The organism is Geotalea uraniireducens Rf4 (assembly GCF_000016745.1).
GTDB classification, from domain to species: domain Bacteria; phylum Desulfobacterota; class Desulfuromonadia; order Geobacterales; family Geobacteraceae; genus Geotalea; species Geotalea uraniireducens.
This window is the reverse complement of the sequence record NC_009483.1, coordinates 4409506-4422491: the sequence shown is the minus strand read 5'-3', so window position 1 is coordinate 4422491 and position 12986 is coordinate 4409506. Positions and strand designations below refer to the sequence as shown.

The following is a 12986-nucleotide window of genomic DNA, read 5'->3' as shown; positions in this document are numbered from 1 at the left end:
AGCACTGTTTGAGACGCTGAATCAAGCCGAAATTCTCATTCCTGAACATTGGTTTTGAATCCGGTTCGGAAAGGGTCCGCCAGGAGTTTCATGACTAAAATCATCGCATTGATTGACGGAGTCTGGACCGGACATCACCCGACATACGTTAAGTTGCTTACTGAAACAATACTGGAATTGGGCTATAACGTTGTTGTCTTCTGTCCGAATCCCGTTGAAGTTGGTGACTGGATAACAGAGAATTGTGGGGAAATGGCTGGGCGCTTTTGCCCATATGAGTATACGGAGCCGATATGTCAGCCTTTCCTTCCCGGGGTGGTCAAAACTACAAGACAGTGGAAGGCTGCTGCCTTGGCAATAAAGAAGGCAGCGGCAAATACCGGTATTTTGCCTGACTTGGTGTTTTTTACTTATCTAGATGGGTACTTTGCCAAACATCTTAAACCTTGGATTGTGGACGCTGTTTTCCCATATGTCTGGTCTGGTCTTTATTTTGCTCCGGAGCGCTTGCGGGTACCGACCCCAGTGCGTGACGCTCCATTATTTAGTTCCGGCTGCAAATCAGTTGCCTTACTTGACGAGGGCGTCAAAGAGACACTCGAAAGGGAACTCGCCAAGCCAGTAATCTCCTTTCCTGATTTTGCAGATTTATCGGCTCCAGATATGAATTATCCTGTCGTGGGACAAATAAAGGAGAGAGCTAGAGGCAGGAAGATCGTTGGCCTTTTCGGATGTATTGACAAGCGAAAAGGAACGCTGATGTTAGTTGAAGTTGCAAAAAAACTTGTGGACGAGGGATTGTTTTTTGTCTTTGCCGGGGTTTTTTACAAGTATACCTTCACAAGGAAAGAATTGGACCATATCGAAAACTTCATTGCCTCCTGTCCATCTAATTGTTTTTTCCATTTAGGATTTATTCCTGATGAGCCTTCTTTTAACGCGCTGGTTTGCGCAAGCGATATTGTCTTTGCCGCATATCAAAAGTTTTATCACAGCAGTAATTTGCTGACAAAAGCGGCTAGTTTTAAAAAAGCCATTATAGTCAGTGATGGTTTTTGCATGGCAGAAAGGGTCCGAAAATTCAGGCTGGGGAAAGTGATCAAGCAAGATGATGTCGATGCCTGCATTAGGGCAATTCGCCAGCTTGCCACAGGTATGGCGGATGACGAGAGCATTGGGCCGGATTACGAAGGTTATATGAGAAATCACTCAAAAGAGCGATTGAAAGACTCCTGTTCATTGCTTTTAAAGCTATCTTTAGTGTAGGATAAAAGTCTATGCGCATTGCCCACATCAGCACTTACGATATTGAAGGAGGCGCTGGACGTGCCGCGTATCGTCTGCATAAAGGGTTGCAAAGTATAGATGTCAATTCGCGGATGCTTGTCCAGTACAAAACGAGCCAGGATTCGACCGTAACAGGTTCACAGGGATTACCTGGAATAGCGATCAACAAGCTGTGCACCTACCTTGATCTCTTGCCCTTGAAGTTTTACCCCAACCGTCAGCAGAGTTCGTGGGGGGTATCCTGGGCGCCCAGCAATATTCATGGCTCCATTGAGGGGATCGCTCCTGATCTGGTGCATCTGCATTGGATCTGCTGTGGATTTGTGCCCGTAACGGCGCTACGAAAATTTAACCGGCCTTTAGTGTGGACGATGCACGATTCATGGGCTTTTACAGGCGGATGTAACCTCCCGGGTAAGTGTATGCGCTATTGCAACTCTTGCGGCGCCTGTCCACAACTTGGCTCTAAAAGAGACTACGATTTAACGCGCTGGGAATGGAATCTAAAAGCGAAATCCTGGCAGGGGTTGAACTTGACCATAGTTGCGCCAAGTCATTGGATGGGCGATTGTGTCAAGGCAAGCTCCCTGTTCCGGGAAGCACGCGTCGAAGTAATCCCCAATGGATTGGACTTGAGTCGTTACAAACAAGTGAATAAAGGGGTTGCCCGCGAACTCCTGGGGTTGCCGCAGGATAAAAAATTGATCTTGTTCGGTGCAACAATAGTTGGTGACCACAATAAAGGTTTCCACCACCTTAAGTCAGCTTTGCAGGTTGTTGCAGACGGTTGGTCGGAGAAAGCGGAATTGCTGGTTTTTGGTGCTTCACAGCCTGCCGATTTATCGGATATACCGTTGCCGGTTCATTGCCTGGGTAAACTGCATGACGATATAAGCCTGACTCTGGCTTACGCCGCAGCAGATGTCATGTGCGTTCCGTCGATGCAGGAGAGTTTTGGCCAGACTGCGTCAGAGGCAATGGCGTGCGGAACTCCCGTCGTGGCGTTTGCCTCCACCGGACTGCTCGATATTGTTGTCCATGAACAAACCGGCTACCTTGCCCATTCCTTTGACACCAACGACTTTGCCCGTGGTATCGACTGGGTCCTTGCCGATGATACCCGGAGAGAACGGTTGTGTCGCATGTCGCGGGAAAAGGTGGAAAAAGAGTTTGCTATGGATGGGGTCGCGAAAAGGTATGCGGATTTATATCAAGAGATAATCGATGACGTATAGAAAAAATGGAGTGTGGCAATAAGCCTTGTTATTCCGACATTTCTGCTTGCGGTCCTGGTCTGTCTACGCCATAGACTCATGGGACGAAAGAGGAGGGGCATGCCTTTACTTCAACGGATGAAAGATTTGCCCTTGACCGGTTTGGCCAGATGCCAATTTCAGATATTAAAATAAGGATATATATTGGAAACTCTTACGCGCTGCCTGCTCTGCAGTAATGATCGTCTGATCACGATTGATGCTATCTGTAACATTACTCGTTGCCCGGCTTGCGGCTATGTCTTTGATAACCCGCGTCCCACATCCAGGGAGATTGCTGAATATTATTCCAGACCGGCAAAGTACGACGACTGGCTGAACTCGGAAGCAGATCGGCAAAGGCTCTGGCGCCGTCGCCTGAAAAAACTCCTGCGACGTGGTGCTGCAGGATCACTGCTTGATATTGGTGCTGGTATAGGGCAGTTTCTTGCCATGGCACGCTCTCATTTTACGGAAGTATGCGGCACTGAGGTCTCGACTACTGCTGTCCAGATCGCGAAGGATAAGTACGGGGTGGAAATTGTCGGAGATTCGCTGGAAAGCATAGATTTCGGCGACCGGCGGTTTGACACCGTCACCTTATTCCACGTGCTGGAACATGTTCATAACCCGGTAGACGTAGTCAGGAAATGTCATGCACTGCTGAGGGATAACGGTATGCTGCTCATCGCCGTACCAAACGAACTTGAGTCATTACGGCGCAGGGTACGCCATGCCCTGAACCGGCTTGGTCTTAGGCAGATAAAATACCATGGACTTCTGGGCATCCCCAAGATAGTGCTGGACGGATCCCTCGCCGAGATTCATCTCTCTCACTTTACTCCTGCTGTTGTCGCAGATCTGGTTCAGCGTAACGGGTTTGCCGTGGTGGAAAATGATCTGGATCCCTATTACGTCAAGCATGGCCCCGCAGGATTACTGCATGCAGCATATTATCGCCTGATGCGGGTTTTATGGAAGCTGACGGGGAAAAACTTCTATGACACCATTTGGCTGGTGGCCCGGAAGCAGGACTGATCTGCAGCTATCATAGAAAGGTACTTCATGAAGAAAAAAGCGCTCATTACCGGCTTGGCCGGTCAGGACGGCTCATACCTGGCGGAACTGCTCCTGGCGAAAGGCTATGAAGTCCACGGCATCGTCCGGCGGACAGCCATCGAGGATACCGCCCACAAGCTGAAGAACATTGGCCATCTTGCGGACAGGATCCACCTCCACGTTGCTTCCCTGGACAACGTCCTCTCTATCATTAAGACGGTGAAGGACGTCATTCCCGATGAGTGTTACCACCTGGCCGCCTCCAGCTTCGTCAGCTATTCCTTCGAGGATGAGATCTCCATATTGAACAACAACGTCAACAGCACCCACTATCTCCTCGCTTCTATCAAGGAATTCGCGCCCGGTTGCCGTTTCTACTTCGCGGGCACTAGCGAGATGTTCGGCAATGTGACCAATGCGCCGCAGGACGAGGCGACACCGTTCAATCCCCGTTCCATCTACGGCATCTCCAAGGTGTCCGGCTATCACCTGGTGAAGAACTACCGGAGCCAGTACGGCATGTTCGCCTGCACCGGCATCCTTTACAATCATGAGTCTCCTCGCCGCGGCTACGAGTTCGTGACGCGGAAAATCGTCTCGTCGGCAGTGCGGATCAAACTTGGGCTCCAGGATACCTTGACCCTCGGCAACCTGGACGCATACCGGGACTGGGGCTATGCACCTGACTATGTGAATGCCATGTGGCTGATGCTCCAGGCTGATGCGCCGGAGGACTTTGTTGTTGCCAGCGGCGAAACCCACAGCGTGCGGGAGTTTGTGGCGACGGCTTTTTCATGTCTCGGCCTTGACTACGAAAGGTATGTCAAGGTGGACCCGAAGTTCTTCCGCCCGGCGGAACAGGTGCAGCTGTGCGGCAATCCGGCAAAAATCAGCACCCGTTTGCACTGGGCCAGGACAAAATCCTTGGGTGAGATCATCCGCGAGATGGTGGAGAGCGAGATGGAGCTCTATAAAGGCACGAGGAACGAGGATAAAGGATAAAGGATAAAGGATAAAGGATAAAGGATAAAGGACGCGGAATGGTGATGGGTTCAAGGACTACCTGGCAAAGGGTTTGGTGTCGGCGTGAATACCTCGTTCCTCGGACCTCGTTCCTCGAACCTCGGTTCCCCAAGGTCGCAGCGGTAGTACCGATCCACAACGGCAAGGACGAAACCCTTACCTTTCTGGAATCGATGGCGTGCGCAACGTATCCGAATCTGGAGGTCATCGTCGTAGATGACGGCTCGACCGACGGCTCCAGGGAGGCCATCGCCGCCTGCTTTCCCCAAGTGTCTATCGTTAGGGGCGACGGCAACCTCTGGTGGTCGGGGGCCACGAATCTCGGTGTCCGGGAGGCCTTGCGGCGGGGCGGTGACTTTATCCTGGCCATAAATAACGACAACGTGGTGGAGCCGGACTTCATCGAGCCTCTGGTGGAGACCGCCCGGAGCCACCCCAAAAGCCTCGTTACCTCGAAGATGTACGACTACTCGGACCGGAACTTCATCTTTTCCTTCGGCGGCGTCATAAACTGGTACGTGGGGGAGATAAGGGACCGCAACAACCGCCGCGACCTGATTGATTTCGACCGGACCAGCGATTGCGACTGGCTGCACGGCAGTTCCACCCTGATTCCGGCGGCGGCGTTCGCCGAGATCGGTTTTTTCGACCGGGAGAACTGCCCCCAGTACCAGGGGGACGCGGAGTTCTCACTAAGGGCGCGGCGGCGCGGCTATCGCCTCCTTACGGAGCCTAAAAGCGTTGTGTACAACAGGACTGCGGTGTCAAGCGGGACCGAGGCGCTTAACAGGGAGCGGGTAAGAGAGATGCTGACCAGTTACCGCTCCCCCTTTTATTTCCGGGCCAATTACAAGCTCTACCGCGACTATTGCCCCTGCCGGCCGGTGCTGCTATTTCTGGCCATCCGCTACCTGCGTATGCTCTACTCCATCTTTCGCCGCCGGTTTGTGGACAGGACGCGGCGCAATGGCTAGTGTGCTATGGTATCTGTCGATTCTGTTGAGGAACGTATGCCCATGAAAATCTGCATTGACGTCAGGCCCCTGCAGAACGCCCACCGGACCAGGGGGGTCGGAGTTCTACTCCATAACCTGCTGCGACAGATGGGGCGCCTGGCGGTGGAGGACGACGTCACCCTCATTACCCTGAAAGGGAAGGCGTTTCCCCCCCTCTTCCGGCATGAACGGCGGCTGGAGACCCGGCGGCTGGAGCGCCCCAACCGTTTCAACTGGATCGCCGACCAGTTCCTTCTGCCGGAACTGGTAAAAAAGAGCGGGGCGGAACTTTTCTTCGCCACCGATTTCAACAGCTACCTCGTGCCAACGGGTAATCTCAGGGTTGTTTCCATGGTCTACGACCTGATTCCGTTCGTATTTCCCGAGGCGATGGCTGCTCAGCCGCTTTCGGTGAAGATCGGCTGGCGGACCAATTTCAAGAAACTGCGTTACAGCCAGGGGCTGATCGCCATTTCGGAGGCGACAAAGCGAGACCTGGTCAGCCTCCTGGGGGTCGCGCCGGAAAAGATTGCCGTTATCCATCCGGGGATCGACCATGCATTGTTCAACCCCGACAATGCGGGGGATGGGGAACGGCGGCTGGAGGTCCTTGCCCGCTACGGCATCGAAGGGTGCTTTCTCCTCTATGTGGGGGATTCGGAATGGCGCAAGAACCTGCGGCGGGTCCTGGAGGCGCTGGCCGGGATCGACAGCGATCTCAGGATCGTACTGGCGGGAAAGCGCGCCCTGACCGACGCCACCCTCCATGGCTGGGTGAGGGAATTCGGCCTTCAGGAGAGGGTGGTGATTCCCGGCTATGTTCCCGATGCGGACCTGCCGCTCCTATACGGCGCGGCGCAGGCTTTTGTCTTTCCCACCCTCTACGAAGGGTTCGGCTTTCCCGTTGTCGAGGCCATGGCCTGCGGTTGCCCGGTGATCACCTCCAAGGTGTCTTCGCTGCCGGAAGTGGCGGGGGATGCGGCGCTCCTGGCGGACCCGCTGAGCGTGGCAGAGATCCGGAAGGCGCTTGAACTGGTGAGTGGCGATGCGGATTTACGGCAGCGGATGAGCTCGGCAGGCCTTCGCCAGGCGTCGCTTTTTTCCTGGGAGAGGTGTGCAGCCGAGACCCTGGCGTTCCTGAGAGCGACAGCCGGCGGATTGTGACCATATGGTGAGCCGGAAGACGACATTGCGGCGGGGGTACCGCTTTAAAAACAGGTGGGTGATCATTGCCCTTGCGCTCATCGATCGTCTGCTGGGGCATATCTGCGGCAAGGGGAGGCCTTTGCCGGACCGGGTTGCAAAGATACTGCTGATCAAGCCGGACCACCTGGGCGACATGCTGATGCTGACATCGGTTGTGCCACTGATAAAAAACAGGTATAAAGATGCGGACATCGACATCGTCTGCGGTGCGTGGGCGTTGCCGGTGCTTGAAAACAATCCCTTCATAAGAAAGAGGATCGTTCTCAACCATCCCGCCTATAACCGGGGGAGCCTCTCGTTTTTTCGGAAACTCGCCGATTTTTTTAAAACGCTGGTTAGCACGCTGAAAACGCTTCGTCGGGAAAGATACGACCTCTGTCTCAATTTCCGCGACGCCGGAGGAGACCTGGTCCTGCTGGCGAGGCTCGGCAATTGCCGCTTCATCGCCGGTCACCGCACCGGTGGCTTCGGCCCGCTTATCGATGCCGTTGCCGATTGGCGCGAAGGTGTGCATGAGGTGGCGCACTACCTGGAGGTTGCAGGCATGGTGGGGGTGGGGGCGCCATTGAAGTGCCTCCGCTACGAACTTTATCCGGGCAAAGAGGACTATGCGTTTGTAGAGGCAGTCCTTGAAAGATTTGGCCTTACGGATTTTGTTGCCATCCATCCAGGCAGCGGCGACAAGAGAAAGCTCCTGGACGGAAATTTCTGGGCCCGGGTGGTCCGCAATGTGGATGATCGCAGCCGGGTGGCCATAACCGGCAGCAAGGAAGAGGGGCGCCTCTTTGCGGAGATTGCAGCGGCGGCCGGTGAGGGCCTGTCGGACCTGACGGGGGCATTCACCATTTTGCAACTGCTGGTTTTTTTCCAGAGGGCCCGGCACGTCTACACCCTCGATTCTTTGGCCGCCCATATCGCCGCGTTGTCGGGCACAGAAACCACCGTGTTCTGGAACGATCTGAACGATGCGGAGCAGTGGCGGCCGTTGGGACAGAAGGTCGAGATTATTGATCCCGGCTGCGACTTTACGGCTAAAACCCTTACTGGATAGGAAACAAACTGTGCGTATCGCCATTGATGCTTCAACCATTTCCACCCAAGGGGGGCCGCGGACGTATGTATTGGGGCTGCTTGAAGCGCTGCTCCGCATTGACCGCGAAAACGAGTATATTGTTTTCTACAACGATCCCGTTCATTTGGGCAGATTCCCCGCGGCACGGGAAATGGTCCTGCCGGGCAAAAACCCGCTCACCCGGCTCTGGCGCGAGCATGTGCTGCTCCCCCTTGCCTGCAAGAGGGAGCGGGTGGACATCCTCCACTGTCCGAAGAGCGCGATCCCCTATTTCGCACCATGCCCGGTGGTGGTCACCCTGCACGACCTGATCCCCATCAAGCACCCGGAAACGGAGAAGCTGGCTGCGCGGATCTACTGGCGGCTGCAGATACCCATCGCCGCCAGGAGGAGCGCTTTCATCATCACCGATTCGGAACACGCCAGGCAGGAGATCATGGCCGATTTCCGGGTGGCGCCGGAAAAGATCAGGGCGATCATGCTCGGTTTCGATCCTGCCATGATCGAGTCCCGTGATGCCGCTGCCGGCGCGGCCGTCAGGGGGAAATACGGGCTGCCGGCTGATTACATCCTCTATGTGGGGACCATCCAGCCGCGAAAGAACCTGGACACCCTCATCGAGGCGTTCAGCCTGCTGAAAGGCAAGGGGGCATTTGCGGGGAAACTCGTCATCGTCGGTCGCAAGGGGTGGCTTTACGACAGGCTGTTCAGCCGGATCAGGGAGCTCAATCTCGACGGCGAGGTGGTATTCACCGGTTTTGTCCCCGACGGGGAACTCCCCTTTATTTACGACGGCGCACGGGTTTTCGTCTACCTGTCGCTCTTCGAAGGGTTCGGCCTGCCGCCCTTGGAAGCCATGGCGTGCGGCGTGCCTGTGATAACGTCCAACACCACATCCCTGCCGGAGGTGGTGGGCGATGCGGGGATTGCCGTCCCTCCCATGGCCGTGGAGGAGGTTGCCGCGGCGCTTCTCAGAGTGCTAGAAAATGAAGAAACGGCGACGGCCATGCGGGAGCAGGGACGTCGCCGGGCGAAGTCCTTTTCCTGGGAGGCGGCCGCCAGAGAGACGCTGGACATTTATAAGGCAGTGAAGAGTGAAGAGTAGGGGCGGCCCCATGTGGCCGCCCAATCAGGGCAACCACACAGGGTTGCCCTTATACAACGGAGTAATAAAAATGACAGAACGCAGGAAGGATTTACTGGCGCTGGCGCTCTTGCTTGCGGTATTGATCGGAGCTTTTTCACACATCCTCTTCACCGACAAGATCATCCGCGCCCCTGACATCCTCAATGAACATTACTGGGCGGTAAAGGACCTCCATTCAATCCGGTTTTTTGACATATTCCGCATTGACCTGTCAAGCGCCGGCTGGTCCATTTTCTTTAACAGCGGCGATACGACAGAGGGTGGTGGGGCATCCATGCAGTTCCTCTTTTACCACCGGCTCATATACTGGCTGATTCCTTCCCCTGCCAACGTGGCATGGTTCATCGTCTTCCATCTCTTTTTCGGTGCCGTGGGCACTTTCCTCTACTGCCGGGCCATCGGCGCCGGCAGGGCCGCCGCCTTTCTCGGTGGGCTCATCTTTGCCTGCGCCACGGAAAACGCCTCGCTGATCAATGCCGGCCATGTGCTGAAAATAGCCACCATTTCCTATGCGCCGCTGGCCTTCTATTTTCTGGAGAAGGGGTTCCAGGGGCGGCGCCTCTTTTTCTTCCTGGCAACCGCTTTCACCCTCGCCTTCCAGTTTTTCAACTATCACTGGCAGATCGCATTCTACACCTGCCTCGCAATCGGCATTTACGGCATCCTCCGCTCGCTCGGCATCATCTTTGCCGAACGTGAAAGGAGCGGCAAAGGCATAGGCCGATTGCTTCTGCTCAACCTCGCCACCCTCTGTTTCTTCCTTACAACCGTCGCCATCTCTCTCCTCCCCCTCGCCAGCTGGTCGGTGGAAACGAACCGGGGGGCGCAGAGCGGGGCGAACCAGGGGAAAGGCGGTTTGCAGATAGATGAGGCCATGTCCTGGTCCCTGCCGCCGGAGGAGCTGGCAACCTTCGTTATCCCCGGCTTTTTCGGCCTGTCGCGACAGGAAGGTGGGGAGAACCCGAGCAACATCGCCTCCTACTACTGGGGGAGGATGCACTTCACCCAGACCGCCGACTACATGGGGCTCCTCCCCTGGCTCCTGCTCCCGCTGCCGCTCATCTTCCGCCGCGACAGGTACACCTGGCTGGGTCTCCTGGCGGTGGCGGGGGGAATAACTTTTTCCATGGGGAAATACAGCATCTTCTACCAGTTTCTCTTCGATTATTTCCCCGGCATCAACCGTTTCCGGGTGCCGAAGATGATGATGTTCATCCCTGTTTTCGGCCTCGGTGTCCTGGCCGCGCGGGGGGTGGACATACTGCTGGACAAGGAGTGCCGTGCTGACAGGAAATTCAGGTACTACCTCCTGTCCCTCGTTGCCCTTCCCCTCCTTCTCCTTCTGCTCGTCGGCATCGAGCTGGCTGGCAAGGAGCGCTGGATCGGTTCATTCTACGATATGCTTTCCCAGCCGACCCGCTACGAGCAGGGACCGCAGCTCATTGCCCAGCGGTGGAACAATATCGTCTCCGAGACCGGCATTGCAGCTGTCGTGGCCGCTGTTTACGCCGCCGTATTCGTTGTTTCCGCCAGGAGCCGGCGCATGCTGAAGGCGCTTCCCTTTCTTCTTCTGTTCCTCTATCTGGCAGATGTGGGGAGGGTCAACGCCAAGTTCATGTTTCTTGTCGATGTGCCGCAGAAGTCAAAGGGGATAAAAACGCCGGTCATCGAGTATCTTTCGCGCCAGCCGAAGGAATACCGGGTCCTCCCGCTCAGCGCCGACCCTAACCAGTATGCCACCAACGGCATTCCGGTCATGTTCACCTCCATGCCGGTGCAGCAAAGGCGGTGGCAGGAGATCCTCGACATCTTCAGCTTCAATTCCGCACTGCCCGATATGCTCAACGTCAAATACCTCGTCTACGATGCGAACCAGTACCAGCAGGAAAAGGCGCAGCTTGGTGACAAGTACGTGCCGGTGTTCACGTCGCCCGATGGTTCCGAGGTTGTTGTGGAAAACAGACGGGTCCTGCCGAAGGCCTGGCTTGTGCCGTCGGTGCTTCCCGTAAGTGATCGTCAGCAGGGCCTGGCCATTTTGCAGAACCCCTCCTTTGACCCCCGCGCCATTGCACTCGTGGAATCGCCGGCGCCCATCCCGATGCCGGCCCCGAACATGCAGCCGCCAGTGGCGGTTGGTGGCGTCGCGGTCACCCATTACGAGGGAGACAAAATCAGTTTCACGGCAAATCCGGCGCAGAATGCCATCCTCGTTGTGGGTGAGAAGTTTTACAAGGGGTGGCGGGCTACCGTAGACGGCAAGGACGCCGATATTTATCCGGTGGACCACGTTCTGCGGGGGATATATCTGACAGCGGGTAGCCACGCGGTGGAGATGCGTTTTGACCCGCTGCCGTTCAAGGTCGGCAAGTACCTGACCCTGGCGTCGTTTGCATTTTTTGCCATGGTGGTGGGGAGGGAACTCTACCTGTGGCGAAAGCGCGTGAAAGGTGAAAGGTGAAAGGTGAAGAAACCGTCGACGAGTTGCGCAGACACCGGCTGAGCATTGGCCAGCCGCGGGACGGCTACCGATTCTCCCTCGACCCGCTTCTTTTGTGCGACTTTGCCGCCATCAGGACCGGCGAACGGGCCATTGACCTCGGGAGCGGCTGCGGCATCATCCCCCTGATCCTGGCCAGGGAGGCGGAGGATGTCACCGTTACCGGGGTGGAATTCCAGGCATTGCTGGCGGATTTGGCCTTGCGCAACGTCAGTATCAACGGCCTCGGCGACAGGATTTCCATTCTGGCCGCGGATATCACCTCCTTGAAGGGGGTGTTTCCCGTATCATCCTTTGACCTGGTCGTTTCGAATCCCCCCTACCGCAGAGCCGGTACCGGTCGGGTGAGCCCCAGGGCCGGACGGGACAAGGCACGGCACGAATCTACCGCATGCCTCACCGATTTCCTGACGGCGGCGAAATACCTGGTCAAACCGGGGGGGAGGATCTGCTTCATCTATCATCCGTCCCGATTGGTGGAGCTTTTTGCCGAGGCAGCTCTGCTGAAGCTCGCCCCGTTGCGGCTTCGTATGGTGCACGGCAACGACATCTCTGGGGCGGGAATGTTTCTCGTAGAGTTGGTCAAGGGGCGGAGGGGGGATTTATCGGTACTGCCGCCCCTCATCGTCTATGCCGGAGATGGCGGATACAGTTCGGAAATGCAACACATATGTTGGGGAAACGATGCTGAACAACAAGAGGATAGCAGTTGTTTTGCCGGCCTATAACGCGGCAAAAACACTTGAAATTACTTATAAGGAGATCCCCTTCGAGTTTGTCGATGACGTGATACTGGTTGATGACGCCAGTCGGGACGACACGGCCTAGGTGGCCCGGCGTCTCGGGATTCGGACCATCGTTCATGAGGAGAACAAGGGATACGGCGGCAACCAGAAGACCTGCTACAAAACGGCCCTCGACCTGGGCGCGGACATCGTGGTCATGCTCCACCCCGACTACCAGTATACCCCCAAGCTGATCACCGCCATGGTGTCCATGATTGCCTACAGCGAATTCGACGCGGTGCTCGCCTCCCGCATCCTGGGGGTCGGCGCGTTGAAGGGGGGGATGCCGTTCTACAAGTACGTTGCCAACCGCTTCCTGACTTTTTTTGAGAATCTCATGCTGGGGCACAAACTGTCTGAATACCACACGGGCTATCGTGCCTTTTCCCGGGAAATCCTGGAGCAACTCCCGCTCGACAGAAACTCCGATGATTTCGTCTTCGACAACCAGATGCTGGCCCAGCTTGTCTGGTTCGGCTACCGGATCGGGGAGGTGAGCTGTCCGACCAAATATTTCGAAGACGCCTCCTCCATCAATTTCCGGCGGAGCGTCATCTATGGCCTCGGCGTCCTTAAAACTGCTGTGCAATTCAGGCTCCAGCGGTGGGGTTTGATGTGCTTCCGGATATTTGGAAAAGAAAAATGATTAGAAACGTGAGGTT

At 55.8% G+C, this 12986-nt stretch carries 11 protein-coding genes; all 11 read left to right on the top strand.

Features of this window, described 5'->3' with window-relative positions:
* The first annotated feature begins 90 nt into the window (after positions 1–90).
* Positions 91–1266 carry a glycosyltransferase family protein gene (locus GURA_RS19260; protein ID WP_011940583.1) on the top strand — a complete coding sequence of 392 codons (1176 nt, stop codon included), beginning with the start codon at positions 91–93 and terminating at the stop codon, positions 1264–1266.
* An 11-nt stretch (positions 1267–1277) separates the two neighbouring features.
* Entirely contained in the window at positions 1278–2522 is a 1245-nt protein-coding gene (locus GURA_RS19255) for a glycosyltransferase family 4 protein (protein WP_011940582.1), read from the top strand.
* A 183-nt stretch (positions 2523–2705) separates the two neighbouring features.
* Entirely contained in the window at positions 2706–3578 is an 873-nt protein-coding gene (locus tag GURA_RS19250) for a class I SAM-dependent methyltransferase (RefSeq protein WP_041245561.1), read from the top strand.
* A 27-nt stretch (positions 3579–3605) separates the two neighbouring features.
* Positions 3606–4601, top strand: a complete 996-nt coding sequence (locus tag GURA_RS19245) for a GDP-mannose 4,6-dehydratase (RefSeq protein WP_011940580.1) — start codon at positions 3606–3608, stop codon at positions 4599–4601.
* A gap of 38 nt (positions 4602–4639) precedes the next feature.
* The gene (locus GURA_RS19240; RefSeq protein WP_011940579.1) at positions 4640–5596 is read left to right on the top strand and encodes a glycosyltransferase family 2 protein; all 957 of its coding nucleotides are present in this window, start codon (positions 4640–4642) and stop codon (positions 5594–5596) included.
* A gap of 42 nt (positions 5597–5638) precedes the next feature.
* Positions 5639–6781 carry a glycosyltransferase family 4 protein gene (locus GURA_RS19235; protein WP_049818959.1) on the top strand — a complete coding sequence of 381 codons (1143 nt, stop codon included), beginning with the start codon at positions 5639–5641 and terminating at the stop codon, positions 6779–6781.
* Positions 6782–6785: 4 nt separating this feature from the next.
* Entirely contained in the window at positions 6786–7874 is a 1089-nt protein-coding gene (locus GURA_RS19230; protein ID WP_011940577.1) for an ADP-heptose--LPS heptosyltransferase, read from the top strand.
* A 10-nt stretch (positions 7875–7884) separates the two neighbouring features.
* A complete protein-coding gene (locus tag GURA_RS19225; RefSeq protein WP_011940576.1) occupies positions 7885–9000 on the top strand; it encodes a glycosyltransferase family 4 protein in 1116 nt (371 codons plus the stop codon).
* A 70-nt stretch (positions 9001–9070) separates the two neighbouring features.
* Positions 9071–11500 carry a glycosyltransferase family protein gene (locus GURA_RS19220; protein ID WP_011940575.1) on the top strand — a complete coding sequence of 810 codons (2430 nt, stop codon included), beginning with the start codon at positions 9071–9073 and terminating at the stop codon, positions 11498–11500.
* Positions 11497–12267, top strand: a complete 771-nt coding sequence (locus tag GURA_RS19215; protein ID WP_011940574.1) for a tRNA1(Val) (adenine(37)-N6)-methyltransferase — start codon at positions 11497–11499, stop codon at positions 12265–12267. The genes GURA_RS19220 and GURA_RS19215 overlap by 4 nt, the downstream gene beginning before the upstream one ends.
* 100 nt (positions 12268–12367) lie before the next feature.
* Positions 12368–12970 (top strand): glycosyltransferase family 2 protein, encoded by a 603-nt coding sequence (locus GURA_RS19210; RefSeq protein WP_232278945.1) that lies wholly within the window; start codon positions 12368–12370, stop codon positions 12968–12970.
* The last annotated feature ends 16 nt before the right edge of the window (positions 12971–12986 follow it).

Coding starts and splice junctions, on each gene's coding strand:
- GURA_RS19230 (WP_011940577.1), top strand. CDS start 6,786: ATGGTGAGCCGGAAGACGACATTGCGGCGGGGGTACCGCTTTAAAAAC.
- GURA_RS19260 (WP_011940583.1), top strand. CDS start 91: ATGACTAAAATCATCGCATTGATTGACGGAGTCTGGACCGGACATCAC.
- GURA_RS19240 (WP_011940579.1), top strand. CDS start 4,640: ATGGTGATGGGTTCAAGGACTACCTGGCAAAGGGTTTGGTGTCGGCGT.
- GURA_RS19235 (WP_049818959.1), top strand. CDS start 5,639: ATGAAAATCTGCATTGACGTCAGGCCCCTGCAGAACGCCCACCGGACC.
- GURA_RS19255 (WP_011940582.1), top strand. CDS start 1,278: ATGCGCATTGCCCACATCAGCACTTACGATATTGAAGGAGGCGCTGGA.
- GURA_RS19245 (WP_011940580.1), top strand. CDS start 3,606: ATGAAGAAAAAAGCGCTCATTACCGGCTTGGCCGGTCAGGACGGCTCA.
- GURA_RS19220 (WP_011940575.1), top strand. CDS start 9,071: ATGACAGAACGCAGGAAGGATTTACTGGCGCTGGCGCTCTTGCTTGCG.